Consider the following 16,622-nt stretch of genomic DNA (forward strand, 5'->3'; position numbering starts at 1 on the left):
AATACATGCAACTGCCTCTATCGGTATTTGGCTTGAGCATGAGTTTCCGGGGGCTTCTTCAGCAGGAAGCCCAAGCGAGCCCAATGGATGGGCTATCCGTCCCCCGAAAGCCCATACTGAAATTGAAGGCGGCAACGGAATCCGAAACAAAGCGCTGCCCTATGACAGAAACTCTGCCCATTCTCTATCAAGACGAGCACCTCGTTGCTGTGAACAAACCCAGCGGCTTACTCGTGCACCGCAGTATGATTGATCGTCACGAAACTCGTTTTGCGATGCAGATAGTGCGCGATCAAATCGGCCAACATGTTTTCCCCTTGCACCGATTGGATAAACCGACTTCCGGGGTTCTGGTTTTTGCATTGTCCAGTGAAATCGCGTCTCTCATGAATCAACAACAGGAAACAGAAGGTCACAAATGGCAGAAAGGCTATTTGGCTGTTGTTCGCGGGTGGGCGCCGGAAGATATTTTTATTGATCACCCATTAAAAGAAAAGCTCGATAAAATAACCGACAAAAAAGCCCAGCAAGACAAACCCGCCCAAAGTGCCGAAACGCGAATAAAACGTCTGGCCACCACCGAATTGGACGTCAAAATAGAAGGCTTTGATAAAAGCCGTTATTCTTTGGTTTGGGCTAAACCGAAACAAGGGCGAAAGCACCAGATACGTCGCCACTGCAAACATATCAGCCACCCGATTATTGGCGATGCCAAACACGGGCGCGGTCGGCATAACCGATATTTTAAAGAGCACCTCGATTGCCCTCGCCTGCTTTTGCACGCGGCAAGCTTGAGTCTCAAACACCCAATGACCGAGCAGCCTATCGAACTGTGGGCCAGCCTGGATGATTGCTGGCAGCTGCTGCTCAATCGCTTTGACTGGCAGACACAGCTGCCCACTGAATTACAGACCCCAAAACATGAAGGTACGCATGATACGCCTTGATAAATTTATCGCTTCCGCCACCGAGTTGTCTCGCAAGCAAGTGCTACGTTCTGCACGCCAAGGCCTTGTAAAAGTAAACGGCACTGTGCAAAAAGATCCGAGCATAAAGATCAATGAAAATGATCACATAAGCATCGATGGCGAAACCGTCAGTGCAGCGCGCCCACGTTACTTTGTTCTGAACAAACCCCAGGGCTATGTGTGCACCAATCAGGATGACGAGCACCCAACGGTTCTTGAGTTACTGGACGAACCCAGAAAAGACCAACTGCAAATCTGTGGTCGTTTGGATATCGACACCACCGGTCTGGTATTGATCAGTGATGATGGCCAGTGGAATCATCGCGTAACATCACCGAACAAAGGTCAAGGGAAATGTTATTACGTCTGCCTTGCTTCAGACATCAGCGATGAAGACATTGAGCAACTGAGAAATGGTATTCGTCTGCAAGGTGAACCCAAGCCCTGCAAACCTGCCGAGGTTGAACGCTTGTTCAGCAATGAATTGAATGTGACCATCAGCGAAGGCCGCTATCATCAGGTTAAGCGCATGTTTGGCGCTGTAAATAATCGCGTTATTGAACTTCACCGAAAGAGTGTTGGCCAAATTGATCTTGGCGATCTGGAAGAAGGCGAATATCGTGAGCTGAGCGAAGAAGAAGCCGCGTCTTTTTAAGCTGCCTTTAAGCCGCTTTTAAATTCCTTTTAAACGCTTTATTCAAATAAGAGCTTGATTCGAATAACGACCCAACTCCGACCAGGAATGAAACAACAATGGATACCGCCATACAGCTTTGCCTGCCCTATTTGAGCCATAGCAAAAACAGCATGCTTTGCCTGGATGAAAATACATTGGGTAGTATTGCTTCGCTTCCTGAAGGCTGCAAGATCATTAGCAACCGCTTTGATGTGGCAGCTGCGATCCCTGGCGCCAGGTTTAGCGATTGGAAAATAGAAGCTGATCAACTCGATTGTCTAGCATTTCGTTTGAGCAAGGAAAAGGCCGTCAACCACCACATCATCAACCAGGCCATTTCTGCACTGAGCAATGGCGGCACCCTCGTCTTTTCTGGCCAGAAAAATCAAGGCATTAAGAGCTACGCCAAATCCGTGAAAAAGCTGCTAGGCAACTGCGACATTGAAAAGCATGGGCTCGACTATCTCTGCACCGCTACCATAAATAACAAGCCAAACGAACTTCTGGACGATCAAAACTACTCACAGCTGCGCCCTACATTGGAATTTCAAGGTTTTGAGCTACAGAGTAAACCCGGGCAGTTTGGCTGGAATAAACTCGATCAAGGCAGCCTGCTTTTGCTGGAAGCCATTCAGTCAGAGTTTGAGCAAAATGCTGTAAAGCGCGTGCTTGATCTCGGCTGCGGCTATGGATTCCTCAGCGTCGGCATGGCCCTGCAACAGCAACCTGAATACCTCTGCGCCAGCGACAACAATGCAGCGGCCATCGCGAGCTGTCTCGCCAATCTGAAAAATCTTCAGGACAATCAGCAAGCCAAGCTTGAGTATGACGTTATTCCTGATGACTGTGCCAGGAATATCGATCAGCGCTTTGATACAGTGGTCTGCAACCCCCCTTTCCATCAGGGCTTTGATGTCGAAAATCAACTCACCGACAAGTTTCTGGAAAGCGCAAAAACGCATTTATCAGAAGGCGGCCGCGCGTATTTTGTGGTTAACAGTTTTATCGGAATTGAGAAGAAAGCCAAAGCGTATTTCAAGCAGATCGACTGCCTGGAAAACAATAAGCAGTTTAAGATTTTGCGTTTCCAGTAAAGATACTGAAGTAGAAAGAAAATAGCCAAGTGCAACAAACACTTGGCCAGCATTCATAATAGAAAAGTTCTTAAGCGGAAACCGTCGCTAAACCCAGCTCAATCATTTGATCGAACGTTGTCTGGCGCTCTTCTGTGCTCAATGCAGCGCCCGTACGAATATGGTCACTTACCGTTGCAATGGCCAGGGCTTCCACACCAAACTCGGCCGCAACGGAATACACCGCAGCCGCTTCCATCTCAATAGCGAGAATATTGTATTTGGCCAGGCGATCGTAGATATCGCCCTCTGGCCAGTAAAACAAATCACTGGTAAAGATTGAACCGATGCGATGCTGGGTTCCCAAAGCTCGTGCCGAATTCACCGCTTTTTCCAGCAATCCATAACTTGCCGTAGCCGCAAAATCAAAAGGCCCCAAACGCTGTTTCATCGCTGCCGAATCTGTCGAGGCGCCCTGGGCAATAATAATATCGCGCAGCTGTACATCCGGATGCACCGCCCCGCAACTTCCCACACGCAACATACGCTTTACGCCATAGTGTTGTACCAGTTCAGTGCAATAAATCAGCGCCGATGGCGTACCCATACCATGGGCCATCACTGAAAGCGGCTCACCTTTATAGCTACCCGTAAAGCCCAGCATATTGCGAACATCAGTCACCTGTTTGGCATCATCCAAAAAGGTTTCTGCAATATATTTTGCACGCAACGGATCGCCGGGCATGATTACGGTTTCTGCAAAAGCCCCATCGGGCGCGTTCATATGCAGTGATGGCATATTTTTACCTTATTTTCTGTTTCACTTTCTCAAGTTAATCTCGGAAAGCGTAAAAATGAATATCTAAGTGTGATTAGGTGTATGAATAAAAATCAAGACACGAGAAAGCTTTCGCCGTAGGGCAAGGCTTCCAAGCCAAAATAGCCCGCCAGACTCTGGCCTATATCTGCAAAACTGTTGCGTTTACCAACATTCTCGGCAGCCAGCGTTTTTCCATAGGCCAATACCGGAACATGTTCGCGGGTATGGTCAGTCCCCGGCCAACTTGGATCGCAACCGTGATCAGCACTGATCAACAGGATATCGTTTTCGCTCATGGAATCCATTAAGCGCGGCAACATTGCATCAAATGCTTCCAGGGCTTGGGCGTAACCGTTCACATCACGTCGATGGCCATAGCTTGAATCGAAATCGACAAAATTAGTAAACACCAAGGTCTTATCGCCAGCGTCATTCAAAGCCTTTATGGTTTGTTCAAACAAAGCCTCAATACCATTGGCCTTATAACGCTGGCTGATACCTTGCTGGGCAAAAATGTCGGCAATCTTGCCTACAGAAAAAACGTTTCCTTGAGCTGCAATCAACTTATCAAGCAAGGTGGCTTCCGGTGGTGGTACCGAATAATCTCTACGATTACCCGTGCGTGTGAAGTTATCAGCACAGGAGCCCACAAATGGCCTGGCAATCACACGACCAACATTTAACCCTGGCATTTGATCGAGAATAGCCCGCGTTTTTTCACACAGCGCCAACAAACGGTCGAGACCAAAGCTTTCTTCATGAGCGGCTATCTGCACCACACTATCGGCCGAGGTGTAGATAATGGGCTTACCTGTAGCCATATGCTCCTCGCCTAAACGAGCAATAATCTCGGTGCCGGAGGCGTGACAATTTGCCAGTACACCGCTTAAATCACCCGCCTCGATAATGGCCTGCAATAGCTCCTTCGGGAAGCTGTTGGTCTTGTCGGAAAAATAGCTCCAGTCAAAAAATACCGGAACACCACTCATTTCCCAATGGCCGCTTGAGGTGTCTTTGCCAGTGCTCAACTCTTTGGCAAATCCGTAGCGTCCAATAAGCGTTGAAGTATCGTTTTCAACTAACGCATTCAATGCAGGAATTGAGGCATCACTGGCCTGAGCCGCATTGAATAAACCCAGTTGCTTAAGGTTAGGCAAATGCAATGGGCCACTGCGTCCGTTTTCACAGCGCCCTTCGGCGCAATACTGAGCGATATGCCCGAGGGTATTGGAACCCGCATCACCGAAACTTTCGGCATCTTCGCTGGCGCCAACTCCGAAAGAGTCCAGCACCAGGAGAATTGCACGTCCGAGCCGGCCTTTTGCCGAGGACTCGATGTTCGATGAAAAATTCACAGAGCTTTCATTCGCCATAAACCACACTCGTTCATTGAATAGCTGAGCGTCAATTTAGCAATCAGTCTTGAGCCGGAGCCCACTCACGCAGCTTATCCATCATGCTGCCCAAGCCCGCCTTGTTTTCCTGAATCTCATCGTGGTTCAGCCCCAGAATTTCATGGGGAAACACCAGCCACTCTTCCGATTCATGAACGTAGAAATCCGGTTGACTGTCTGTTTTGTTGTTCTTGGGTTTGTAATATAAAGTCGCAACACGCACATCCGCCGGAGTGTTTTTGCGGCAGCGAGCTTTCAGCTCTCTTAAAACCGCCTGCACGCTCAGACCACTGTCATAGATATCATCAACGATCAGCAGACTGTCTTCGGCATTAATTTTATCGACAATATACCCCAGGCCATGCACACGAACATTATCACTACGCTTGCCAATGCCGTCGTAGGAAGAGGTTCGGATTGCAATGTGGTCTGATTCAACACCACAGTACTCCAACAGCTCCTGCACCACAATGCCAACGGGTGTGCCGCCACGCCATACACCGACAATATAATTCGGACGAAAGCCGCTCTCAAAAATCTGGGCCGCTAGCTTAAAAGAATCCTCGTACAAGGACTGGGGCGAAATATACGTTTTCTCTATCACAGACTTACCTACCTAAACTGTTTTCACTAGCCTGCCTGACAGGCTCCTCTTGCGGCATTTATCCCAGCGTCAAGCGTGCCCTATGCCTACCCGGAGAGAAGGCATTCAGTGTAGCAAAGCAAAAGCTTGGAGCTGGATCAAACGTCATTGATCGCGAGCGCTATACGCAATGTGGTATTGACACTGCGACATAGTGAGGACTGTCAATAGCCCATAACCACTGTGGGTAAAACGGGAATCGACAAGTCGAAGGCAAGACGATAAATACGTGCCGTAAAACGGCGATGATAGCCAGCCTGAGGTCGCCTGTCAAAAGCCTCAGACCGGCCAGCTCAGGGCCTCTGGCCGAGAGAACGCCTCTAGAGCAAGCTCACATTCACCGTTCGGCGTCGAGTCGGGCAATAACCAGGGAAACGCCCTGTCTTCAGACATCGGATCACACTGAAAACAATAGTCATTGCCTGCCAGGTGAAAAGCCAGCTGATAGGCATGCAGATAGAAGCCTGCGGAGTTTTCGATAGCTTCCTGGCACCCATAGAGAGCATCACCCAGGATGGGGCTGCCCAGGCTTTTCATGGCCACCCTGAGCTGGTGAGTTTTCCCTGTGCGTGGTCGCCAGAGGAACAGGCGATAGCCCTGCCCTAATCCCCGGCTGAAAAATTGGCTGTGAGCATAATTGTCTTTCCCTGAAGTCAGTCTCCAGGCACCACGGCGAGCTTTCTGCATACCCCCTTTGACGGCGCCCTGCTTCTTCTTGGGTTTGTGCTTGCTTAAAGCGAGGTAGTATTTTTGCACCCGCCCTTGCGAAAAGGCCTCGCCCAGCTCACGGGCTACCTCAGCCCGGCGGCCCAGAAGCAGCAAGCCTGAGGTGCCCTTATCCAACCGATGGAGCGGAAAAAGCGGCTGATCGATAAGCTTATCTTCCAATAAACACTGTTGAACCCGATTAAAAAGTCCGAGCTGACGTATCGTTTGATTTTGACCCTCCACCTCATCGTGAAAGCCAATACCTGCCGCCTTGTTGATCAGAACAAAATGTTCATTCAGCGCCAGTAACTCAAAGCCCTGGGCGGCATAAGCTTCTCTGTTTGAATCTGGCCTCGTCATGCCATTCCCAAGGCCGGGGCCAAACGTGCTGCACGCACACAACGGATTTCGGCATAGCTGTAACATTCATCCAGTGCTTCAAATACCGGTTTTAAACGCAGTGGTTCGCCATTCGCCTGACTGGTCGCTTCAACTTCATCCAAAGCCTCTTCAATGGCCTGAATATCTTCACTTTGCAGCGCTAGAACGTCATCAATCAGTAAGGCACCGTCACTGAGCAGTTGCTCAAGGTGCTGATAGATCGTGGTTTCCTTTAAGGCGCGCTGCTGAGAAATGGTGGGGATATCCATCCCGGCTTTAAACAAGGTGTAGGTTTGATAAATCGTGTGTTCATCTTCCGCGTTTGCCGCAGTCTCATCCTCGGAATACTCCAGCAAACAGTCCAGAAAAGCCTCACCATACAACTCCAGCTTGCTGTCACCGATACCACTGATGTTGGAAAGGTCGTCTAAGGTTTTCGGCGACAAACGAATCATTTCCATCAATGTGGCATCGTGGAAAATCATATAAGGTGGCAGGTCCTGCTCCAGAGCCAGCTCCTTACGCAATGCCCGTAAGGCTTCCCAAAGCGCCTGCTCACCTTCTTTGAGAAAACTCTTCCCGGCTTTGGCCGATTTTTGCTTGCCGCTTTTGCTCCGCAAGGCTTCTTTACGCAAAAACAGCGCCTGCTTACCTTGCAAAACGGCGCGACACGATTCCGAGAGACGCAGACCGCCAAATGCGCTGACATCCACATTCAACAAACCCTGAGCGACAAGCTGACGAAAAACATTTCGCCACTGGGTCGCATTCAATTCCTTACCAATGCCGTAGGTGCTTAAAGACTGATGGGAAAACTGACGAATTTTTTCGGTTTCCTTACCCAGCAAAATATCGATAAGGTGGTTCACGCCAAAACGCTGTCCACTGCGGTATACGGTGCTTAATGCTTTTTGTGCCGCTTCACTGGCATCCCAGGTTTCTGGTGGTGTAATGCAGTTATCGCAATTCCCGCAAGGTTCTGGCAGCTCTTCACCAAAATAGGCCAGCAGGGTTTGACGCCGACAACTTGTCAATTCACATAAACCCAACATGGCATCCAGGCGGTGGCGCTCCTGCCGCTTGAATTGTTCGGAACCGTTTGAACCTTCGGCCATCTGGCGCAATTTAATGACATCCTGTAAACCGTAAATCATCCAGGCTGTTGCGTCTGCCCCATCACGCCCCGCACGACCGGTTTCCTGATAATACGCCTCAACACTTTTTGGTAAATCCAGATGGGCAACAAAACGCACATCGGGTTTATCGATACCCATGCCAAAGGCAATGGTTGCGACGATGATCAGATTTTCTTCCCGCAAGAAGCGGTCCTGATGTTCCTGCCTCATCGACTGGCCCAAGCCTGCATGATACGGCAAGGCCTTAAAGCCCTGCCGCTGTAAAAACTCGGCGATATCTTCAACTTTTTTGCGCGACAAGCAATACACGACGCCCGCAGCCTGGGGATATTCCTTTTCCAAAAACTGCAGCAACTGACGCTTGCCATCTTGTTTTTGTTCAATGCGATACTGAATATTGCTGCGATCAAAACCACAAATAAAATGGCGCTGCTCACGCAGTTGCAAGCGCGCGACGATTTCCTCTCGGGTGTTTTCATCGGCTGTTGCCGTCAAGGCGATACGCGGAACCTCGGGAAATCGATTCATCAGTTCTGCGAGGTGCAAATAATCCGCTCGGAAATCATGCCCCCACTGGGAAACACAGTGGGCCTCATCCACCGCAAACAGAGCAATATGCAATTGCTCCAACAGTGCTGCAAAGGACGGCGTATTAAAACGCTCGGGCGCAACATACAAAAGATCGATATGCCCTTCACGCAAGCCCTGCTCCACCGCCATGGCTTCTTGATGGCTGATAGAGGAATTGAGAAAAGCGGCCGATATGCCCAACTGAGCCAGAGCATCGACCTGGTTTTGCATCAATGCAATCAGGGGAGAAACAACAATCGCCACACCAGGTCGTGCCAGAGCCGGGATTTGATAACACAGGGATTTACCGCCCCCGGTCGGCATAATGACCAGGGCATCATCACCCGTAATTACGGTGTTTATGATCTCTTCCTGGGGAGCCCTGAAAGCGGAATAGCCGAAGCGGTGTTGGAGTATATCGAGAGCTGAATTCATGGCCGTCAGTATACCCCGAAGCCCGCCCGAACACTTAAGACAAATCGTTGATTTAAGCACCCAAGGCAGAACCCAACCCTCGTCGCCTTCCCGATTTCTCCATGATGCCGTCAGGCAGCACTCAAACTGGACATTTTTCGGACAATTCGATGCAATTCCTGGGCTCAGATCAATACATGCTCATCGAATTTGTTTATGATCAAAGCCATAACACAACAAAGGAAGAACACCATGCAATACGATGTTTTTAAAGAGGTGCTGCCGGTATTTCCCATGGGACGGTACCTGGTCAATAGCTTCCAGCTGCGCAACCTGATTCAACATGAGGGCTGCAAAGGGGTCGCTACGCGCATTTTGCATGTAGGCACGATTTTACTGGATAAGGAAGATCTCTGTGCCCGCCTCGCCAGTGATTGCCACCCTCGCCTGGATGACATCAAAATCACCTGTCTGGACGGTGAGATCATCATCGACAATCCGGATCTCGGCTGCCAGTAGGCACATAGAAAAGCGGCAGCCCTATGAGCTGCCGCCAATCATTTTTAAGCTCTGTTGAGCGAGCACTCAAGCAGCAGCTTTCTGCTCGGCCACCCACTCTTTGATTAACTGCTCCAGTACCGACAACGGCACCGCACCGTTCGTAAGCACCTGAGTATGGAACTCACGCAAATCGAATTTTCCACCCAGTTCTTTCTCGGCAAACTGGCGTAGCTCCCGAATCTTGAGCTCACCCATCTTGTAAGACAGTGCCTGACCAGGCCAGGTAATGTAGCGATCCACTTCCGTAGTGATGTTATGTAGCGACAAGGCACTGTTATTCACCATGAAGTCGATGGCCTGCTGACGAGTCCAGCCTTTGGCGTGCATACCCGTATCTACCACCAAACGCAGCGCACGCCACATTTCATAGGTTAAACGACCGAAGCGTTCGTAGGGCGTGTTGTACATGCCCATCTCTTCGCCCAGATATTCCGCATACAGCGCCCATCCTTCACCAAAGGGATGAAAGTAGTAAAAGCGGCGGAACTCAGGCAAGTTCTGCAATTCATTTTGAATAGAAATTTGCAGGTGATGGCCGGGCACAGCTTCGTGCAGAGTTAACGCCGGCAACTCGTACAGCGCGCGACTTTTCAGGTCGTAAGTATTCAGAAAATATTTACCGGCACGAGTACCATCAGCTGCACCACGCTGGTAATAGGCCGGAGTAACTTTAGGTGCTATTTGTGCAGGTACTTTTTCAATACCATAAGGGTTACGTGGTAAGTAAGAAAAATACTCCGGCAGCTTACCATCCATATCTTTTGCGATAGCCGCTGCAGCAGCCATATAACCGATTTCGGTTTTGGGATAAAACTGGGGATCGGTACGCAGGAAATTCAGGAACGCCTTAAAGTCGCCGTCGAATTTCACCTCTTGCATAATGGCTTTCATTTCTTCGCGAATACGCTTAACTTCGCTCTGGCCGATCTTGTGTACCGCATCCGCGTCGGTATCAACCGTGGTGTAGTATTTTACGAAGTGATCGTACAGTTCCCCGCCATTGTTCACCGAAGAGATGCCGACAACTTTACGACAGGCCGGCTGGTAATCCTCCAGATAAAAATCCAGATAGGCTTGATACTTTGGCAACACATGCTTGGCGATAACGGCCTTGGCATCCGTCTTAAGTTTTTCCTGAGCTTTGGCATCAATGGTGGCAGGCAGTTTTTTCAACGGCCCATAAAAGGCCGAGTCTTCTACCGGTTTAATGTAGCCACGAATGCCTTCTTCATAACCCACCAGTGTTTCACAGGGCTGAGTGTTGGCTGTACGAATACCTTCGCGCATTAAAGCCATATTGTCGTCAGCAAACTTTTCAAAAGCCGCCAAACGCTTGATATAGTTTTTGGCGTCTTGCTCATTTTTGATTCGCACGCGCGGTGCCGAACGAGCAAAACCATCATGCCAGCCCGAATAGGTGGTGAACGTATAATAATGCCAATCAAAATCCAGAGTGCGGCGCTCGTGACGCAACATCCAATCAAATAACTGAAAGTTCACTTTCTGTTGCGCACTTAACTGATCAAATTTGACTGTTTTCAGTTGCTTTAAGGATTCGTCCAGTAATTGCTGCGCTTCAGCTCTGCCCTGACCATCGACACGCCCCAGCTTGTCGCTGTGGCGCATATCACCATTGAGATTGGCCTGTAACGGATTTTGGTTCAGATAACCGTCCCAATAATCGGCCATCAACGATTCCAGGCGCTGGTCGGCATTGGCGGAAGCAAACATCGCGGCGGAGCTTAATAAGCCCACACCGCAAAGTTTCAAGGCATTTTTCATCATGTTCTGGCGTAACAACATAGTTTCTCCACTGGCATTAATTGTCAGCTGCTGAAGTTTTACACTGGCTGAATACTTTTTAAGCCGTTAACATAGCACTGGAATCGGTTAACTCTCCAGGACACGTTAACCATCAAGGTATTACTTTGCCGTTAAATCACTATTAAGACGGATAATTATGATAAGTCCCCAAGAGCAGCAGGAAGATACGGTGAGCAGCCCCAGCAGCAAGCCAGGTTTTGTATCCTTGGTCATCAGCACCTTGGCCGCAGCCTTTGGCGTACAAACGGATAAAAATCGCGAGCGCGATTTTCAACACGGCAATATTTACAGCTTTATTGCTGCCGGTATTATTTTTACCGCCTTATTTGTGATTGGAACCGTATTTCTGGTGAAGCTTATCCTGGCTGATTAATACAAAACAAATCAGGCACAAAAAAACCCGGTGTAAAAACCGGGCTCTTAAGCTGATTCAATATACTGCAAATTTAATCAATGCAGTCCCACTCAATGCGGCTCCACGCCGAGTTGCTTCAGCAACACGCGCACCTGGCCATTTAACGCCACCACATTATCCTGCCCCAGCGAAGTGTTTAAGCGCCGCTGATGCTCATCGGCCTGCTGGTTCAGAGTAAAAATAATACGGCTTCCTCGTGGAGTCAGGCACAGCTGAACACAGCGACGGTCTACACCGTCCTGTTTACGCTCTAATAAGCCTTTTTTAGCGAGGCGATCGGCCAGGCGCGTCACTGCCGAGCGATCAATGCCAAGATAATCTGCCACTTGAGCTGGAGTCTGGGCAATCTGATGGTAAAGGACATTCATTACCATCCACTGCGGCCAGGTGACATCCGTATCGGCTAAATTTCTATTGAAAGATTCCTGGAGCTCGTGACTTGCTCGGCCTAGCCAAAACAAAAAACTGTCGTCCAGACGAAATCCATGACTGCTACTTAAAGTTTCCATAACACACCCTTTTTGTGATTACGGAGTAGCAGGCCCTATTCCCTTTATATCTATCACTCTGTGGTGATTTTATGGACTTTTTATTGCCCGCTAATCCAGAAAATGCACGTAGCCACGAATATTGTTATTAAGGCTACGGCGGCAATTGCATCTGCAGTACTGTCCGCTTGGTCTTGTAGAGTTACATCATCATTCATCGTTATAGCTCCGCCTGTTATAGATTATTCAATGTACGAAGTAGCTACTTTTGATTGTATCTCTAATACTTATGGCTGCAAGATGATTTTTACCATATTCTCATTTGTTCTTAACATATGAACACGCAATAGTTTTATATTCTATCGAGAGCTGGTATCGTGCCGCTCTACGCGTGAACCTAGGGGTATAGTATAGGCCAAATGCGGCAAAAGACCGCATATCCAGCCACATCCCCAAGCAATGGAATATTCCCTGGGAAGATTCTGATTTTTATACCATTTGCTTAAAGATGGCCTGAGTATATGTACATCTACGATCAGCACGACCATAGCATCTTGCGACAGCGGGTTGAGCAGTTTCGCCAACAAACCGAACGCTACCTCTCCGGCGACCTGGCCGAAGAAGCCTTTTTACCACTGCGCCTTCAGAACGGCCTTTACGTACAACGCCTCGCACCCATGCTGCGAGTGAACGTGCCCTACGGCATGATCAACAGCGGTCAATTGCGTCGCGTAGCCCGCGTGGCCCGCGACTACGATAAAGGCTATGTACACATCAGCACCCGTCAGAATATTCAGTTCAACTGGCCAGATTTGGCAGACGTACCTGCGATTCTGGCCGAGCTGGCCGAGGTCGAAATGCATGCGACCCAATCCAGCGGTAACTGTATTCGCAACACCACCGCCGACCAGTTTGCCGGCATCGCTGAAGATGAATTGCTGGACCCTCGCCCGTACTGCGAGATTATTCGCCAGTGGTCTACCCTGCACCCCGAATTCGCCTTTCTGCCTCGCAAATTCAAGATTGCAGTAAACGCTGCAAAAGAAGATCGCGCGGCTAGCCAAGTGCACGATATTGGCCTGGACCTGTATGAAAACGAAGCCGGCGAAACCGGCTTCCGCGTGCGTGTCGGTGGCGGCTTAGGCCGCACCCCACTTGTGGGCAGCGTGATCCGTGAGTTCCTTCCTGAGCAAGAGTTACTGAGCTACCTGGATGCTGTACTGCGTGTCTACAACCAAAAAGGCCGCCGTGACAACAAATACAAAGCTCGCATCAAAATTCTTGTGAAGGCCATGGGCCCGGAAGCCTTTGCAGAGCTGGTTGAGGAAGAATGGCAACGCATTCGCGATGGTTATACCCGACTGACGCGAGAAGAAATCGAACGCGCCAAGAGCTTCTTTACCGAGCCTGCATACAAATCATTCGACAGTGCCGCTGTCGATGCCAAGCTGGACGAGCTGCGCGCAGAACACAAAGCCTTTGATAAGTGGCTGACCCGCAATGTTCGCCAGCACAAAAAAGCCGACTACGCCTCCGTCACCCTGTCTTTAAAACCAACAGGTGTTGCGCCCGGTGATGTTACTGACAAGCAGCTGGAAATCATTGCCGATCTGGCCGATGAATACAGCTTTGGTGAAGCACGCACCACTCACGAACAAAACATTGTTCTGGGTGATGTTGAAAAAGACCGCCTGTTTGAGCTGTGGGAAAAAGTTAAAGCTGCCGGTTTTGCGACGCCCAATATTGGCACCATGACCGACATCATATGCTGCCCCGGCGGTGACTACTGTTCATTGGCCAACGCCAAATCCATTCCAATTGCCGACGCCATTCAGCGCCGTTTCTCCGACATGGATTATCTCTATGATCTTGGTGATCTGGATTTAAACATTTCTGGCTGTATGAACGCCTGCGCCCACCACCACGTTGGCCACATCGGCATTCTGGGTGTGGATAAAAAAGGCCAGGAGTTTTATCAGGTTCAGTTGGGCGGTAACGCGGGCAATGACACCAAACTGGGCAAAGTATTGGGACCGGCTTTTGAAGCCGACGAGATCCCGCTGGTTCTTGAGAAGATCCTCAATATTTTTGTCGAAAACCGTATTGAAGGCGAAGAGTTTTTACAGACCTATCAACGCATAGGGATGGCGCCATTTAAGGAACGAGTCTATGCCAAAGATCATTAAAGACGGCCAGGTTTGCGAAGATTCCTGGCAATCCTTATCACTGAACGAAGGCGAATCTGCCGCCGAGGTAACGGTTCCCGAAGGTCAATGGATTGTGCCACTGAATGTTTGGCTTGAGCAAAGAGACGCTTTGAAGAACCGCAACGATATCGGTATACAAATCGGTATTGATGACGATATTGAAGTGCTGGCCGAAGACTACGCAAGCTTGCCACTACTGGCTTTTGATTTTCCAGCGTTTATGGATGGCCGCGGCTTTTCAGCAGCTTTCCTGATTCGTGATCGCTTCGCCTTTAAGGGTGAATTGCGAGCCAGCGGTGCGTTTATTCGTGATCAGTTGTGCTACTTGCAGCGTTGTGGTTTTAACGCCTTTGCATTGAATGAAGAAGATCTTGAAGCGGCCAAAGCTTCCCTGGGTGATTTGCAGGAAGCCTATCAGGCATCCGCTGACAAGGCGCCATTGTTTCGCCGTCGCTAAACGACAATCGAATCATCTTCCATAAAAAAGCCCCGCAGTGCGGGGCTTTTTTATGTCTCGTCTTTATGTCTCGTTACATTCTGGCTATTTTGAAATTACCAAAAACGGCGCTGATTCGCTCTACCCCACCATTTGGTGGCCAGACGATCTATGCTTGCCTCAACCGATAAACCCAGCTTCTCAGCGACAGTTTTCTTGTGAGTGTAACTCAGCTGATAAACATCACCCTCTTTGGCTTGGGATTGCAGATATTCATCGCTGGTTTGAATCTCATCGATCAATTGGTTTTCAATAGCTTTAATGCCATACCACACCTCACCCGTTGCAACCTCAGCAATGTTCAGAGTGGGCCGACGATCACTGACATAGTGCTTAAACAGATCGTGGGTTTCTTCCAATTCTTCAATAAACTTGGCGCGACCCTTTTCAGTGTTTTCGCCAAACATCGTCAAGGTGCGCTTGTATTCGCCGGCGGTCAGCACTTCCATATCCACATCGTGTTTTTTCAACAGACGATTAAAGTTGGGAAGCTGAGCCAACACACCAATAGACCCCACCAGAGCAAACGGTGCCGCGAGAATTTTATCGCCCACACAGGCCATCATATAACCACCGCTTGCGGCCACTTTATCAACACAGATGGTCAGTTTTAACTCAGCTTTGCGAATACGATCCAGCTGACTGGCCGCCAAGCCATAGCTGTGAACCATGCCACCGCCACTTTCCAAACGCAGCACCACCTCATCACCCGCTTCCGCAATGGTTAGCAAGGCACTGATTTCTTCACGCATGGACTCCACCGGACTGGCTTTAACATCGCCATCAAAGTCCAGAACAAAAGTGCGCTTGGGCTTATCATCCGCAGTGACCTCTTCGCTTTCGCTGCTGCCTTTTTCGGCACTGCCTTTATCGGAGCTGTCTTTAACTTTTTTCTTGGCTTCTTTTTTAGCGTCTTTTGCCGCCTGCTTTTTGGACTTGGCTTCTTCTTTTTGCAGGTTTTTGTAGGTTTCCGGTTCGAGGGTTGCAGCACGCAACTGCTCACGGTACTGATCGTATTGATCATTCAGCTTTTTGACTTCAATAGAGCCCTGCTCTTCATTCGCACCGCGCTTGGCCGATGCCAGAATCGCGGCCACAAAGCCAATGGCGATAACAATCGTAATCGCCTTGGCCAGAAACAGGCCGTATTCACTCAAAAACTCCAAAATATTCTCCTATCGCTTGGCGCACTAGCGCCATTGATTCAGTGCTTCGCTGGCCTTTTCATTCAACGGCTTTGCCGCAAGACCATTTGCACTCAGGCTGATTTCATACAGGCCGTCATCCACCATCGGCATAAACGTTGCGCTGCCAAAAGTGGTGCGCTGCAAAGACAGACGACGGTAGTTGTTTTGCAATAACTGCCAGATATCAACACTGATACTGTCGTGTAAGGCGTGAACACTGCGTTCACTATCGCGCTCTTGCCCAAGGGCGTAGTAGCGACCGCTGATACGATCCAGACGAAAGCCCGGTTTCAATCGCAAGAGACCACCAAAATCCGGCCAGCGAATGATACGAGCATCCACCTGCCATTGATCGCCCTTCAGTTCAAAGCGTTGCTCCTGACCATTGTCGAACAGCACATTCACTTCAAATTCCTGAGGCGCCAACTCACGGGTGCTGAGCGTAGCAATCACCTTGGGTTCATTGAGCTGCTGATAGCTGTAGATATCATAAGCTGCCAAGCCTACCAATACCGCCATAACAATAATGACGCTCGCGCAGCAACCACGTATAAAACCGAGTAGCCAACCGGTACGCAAAATCATGCGCAGGCCAAAATACAGCAGTAATACGCTCAGCATTCCTATGCCGATGGCCAAGCTTATGTAAACCATGCCATAC

The 16,622-nt window shown here is 49.4% G+C and carries 16 protein-coding genes; 7 read left to right on the forward strand and 9 right to left on the reverse strand.

Translation table 11 applies throughout. The features are described 5' to 3' along the window. Positions 1-5: 5 nt before the first annotated feature. From truC to G8768_RS17280, 3 genes are all read left to right on the forward strand, one after another. Positions 6-947 carry a tRNA pseudouridine(65) synthase TruC gene (truC, locus tag G8768_RS17270; protein WP_306667747.1) on the forward strand — a complete coding sequence of 314 codons (942 nt, stop codon included), beginning with the start codon at positions 6-8 and terminating at the stop codon, positions 945-947. Then, positions 934-1,623: a pseudouridine synthase gene (locus G8768_RS17275; RefSeq protein ID WP_208020254.1), complete on the forward strand. Its 690-nt coding sequence runs from the start codon at positions 934-936 to the stop codon at positions 1,621-1,623. Before truC ends, G8768_RS17275 begins: the two co-directional genes overlap by 14 nt. A 98-nt stretch (positions 1,624-1,721) precedes the next feature. Beyond that, entirely contained in the window at positions 1,722-2,738 is a 1,017-nt protein-coding gene (locus G8768_RS17280; protein ID WP_166843697.1) for a class I SAM-dependent methyltransferase, read from the forward strand. A gap of 70 nt (positions 2,739-2,808) precedes the next feature. Here the strand turns inward: G8768_RS17280 and deoD are convergent, their stop codons facing one another. The 5 genes from deoD to recQ form a co-directional block, all read right to left on the reverse strand. Beyond that, positions 2,809-3,516 (reverse strand): purine-nucleoside phosphorylase, encoded by a 708-nt coding sequence (deoD, locus tag G8768_RS17285; RefSeq protein WP_166843696.1) that lies wholly within the window; start codon positions 3,514-3,516, stop codon positions 2,809-2,811. A 92-nt stretch (positions 3,517-3,608) separates the two neighbouring features. Next, positions 3,609-4,910 carry a phosphopentomutase gene (locus G8768_RS17290; protein WP_166843695.1) on the reverse strand — a complete coding sequence of 434 codons (1,302 nt, stop codon included), beginning with the start codon at positions 4,908-4,910 and terminating at the stop codon, positions 3,609-3,611. A 43-nt stretch (positions 4,911-4,953) separates the two neighbouring features. Then, the gene (locus G8768_RS17295) at positions 4,954-5,535 is read right to left on the reverse strand and encodes a phosphoribosyltransferase (RefSeq protein ID WP_341801029.1); all 582 of its coding nucleotides are present in this window, start codon (positions 5,533-5,535) and stop codon (positions 4,954-4,956) included. A 318-nt stretch (positions 5,536-5,853) separates the two neighbouring features. Beyond that, positions 5,854-6,642: a pseudouridine synthase gene (locus G8768_RS17300; protein ID WP_166843694.1), complete on the reverse strand. Its 789-nt coding sequence runs from the start codon at positions 6,640-6,642 to the stop codon at positions 5,854-5,856. Continuing rightward, positions 6,639-8,804 carry a DNA helicase RecQ gene (gene recQ, locus G8768_RS17305; protein WP_166843693.1) on the reverse strand — a complete coding sequence of 722 codons (2,166 nt, stop codon included), beginning with the start codon at positions 8,802-8,804 and terminating at the stop codon, positions 6,639-6,641. Before recQ ends, G8768_RS17300 begins: the two co-directional genes overlap by 4 nt. A gap of 231 nt (positions 8,805-9,035) precedes the next feature. Here recQ and G8768_RS17310 point away from each other — a divergent pair, with 231 nt between their 5' ends. Further along, entirely contained in the window at positions 9,036-9,302 is a 267-nt protein-coding gene (locus tag G8768_RS17310) for a hypothetical protein (protein WP_166843692.1), read from the forward strand. A 66-nt stretch (positions 9,303-9,368) separates the two neighbouring features. Here G8768_RS17310 and G8768_RS17315 read toward each other — a convergent pair whose 3' ends face one another. Next, positions 9,369-11,147 carry a DUF885 domain-containing protein gene (locus G8768_RS17315; RefSeq protein WP_166843691.1) on the reverse strand — a complete coding sequence of 593 codons (1,779 nt, stop codon included), beginning with the start codon at positions 11,145-11,147 and terminating at the stop codon, positions 9,369-9,371. A gap of 157 nt (positions 11,148-11,304) precedes the next feature. Between G8768_RS17315 and G8768_RS17320 the strand changes: the two genes are divergently transcribed. Further along, positions 11,305-11,541: a DUF2970 domain-containing protein gene (locus tag G8768_RS17320; protein WP_166843690.1), complete on the forward strand. Its 237-nt coding sequence runs from the start codon at positions 11,305-11,307 to the stop codon at positions 11,539-11,541. Between the two features lie 92 nt (positions 11,542-11,633). Here G8768_RS17320 and G8768_RS17325 read toward each other — a convergent pair whose 3' ends face one another. Then, the gene (locus G8768_RS17325) at positions 11,634-12,092 is read right to left on the reverse strand and encodes a MarR family winged helix-turn-helix transcriptional regulator (protein ID WP_166843689.1); all 459 of its coding nucleotides are present in this window, start codon (positions 12,090-12,092) and stop codon (positions 11,634-11,636) included. A gap of 500 nt (positions 12,093-12,592) precedes the next feature. Here G8768_RS17325 and G8768_RS17330 point away from each other — a divergent pair, with 500 nt between their 5' ends. Both G8768_RS17330 and G8768_RS17335 read left to right on the forward strand, forming a co-directional pair. Beyond that, the gene (locus tag G8768_RS17330; protein ID WP_166843688.1) at positions 12,593-14,257 is read left to right on the forward strand and encodes a nitrite/sulfite reductase; all 1,665 of its coding nucleotides are present in this window, start codon (positions 12,593-12,595) and stop codon (positions 14,255-14,257) included. Beyond that, complete coding sequence (locus G8768_RS17335) at positions 14,241-14,735, forward strand: DUF934 domain-containing protein (RefSeq protein ID WP_166843687.1); 495 nt, start codon at positions 14,241-14,243, stop codon at positions 14,733-14,735. The genes G8768_RS17330 and G8768_RS17335 overlap by 17 nt, the downstream gene beginning before the upstream one ends. A gap of 95 nt (positions 14,736-14,830) precedes the next feature. On the opposite strand, the gene sohB is transcribed toward G8768_RS17335, so the two are convergent. Beyond that, complete coding sequence (gene sohB / locus G8768_RS17340; protein ID WP_166843686.1) at positions 14,831-15,940, reverse strand: protease SohB; 1,110 nt, start codon at positions 15,938-15,940, stop codon at positions 14,831-14,833. A 24-nt stretch (positions 15,941-15,964) separates the two neighbouring features. Beyond that, positions 15,965-16,615 (reverse strand): hypothetical protein, encoded by a 651-nt coding sequence (locus tag G8768_RS17345; protein ID WP_166843685.1) that lies wholly within the window; start codon positions 16,613-16,615, stop codon positions 15,965-15,967. Positions 16,616-16,622 lie beyond the last annotated feature (7 nt).

Origin of the sequence: Pseudoteredinibacter isoporae (genome assembly GCF_011602085.1) — a bacterium.
In the GTDB taxonomy this organism is placed as follows: Bacteria; Pseudomonadota; Gammaproteobacteria; order Pseudomonadales; family Cellvibrionaceae; genus Pseudoteredinibacter; species Pseudoteredinibacter isoporae.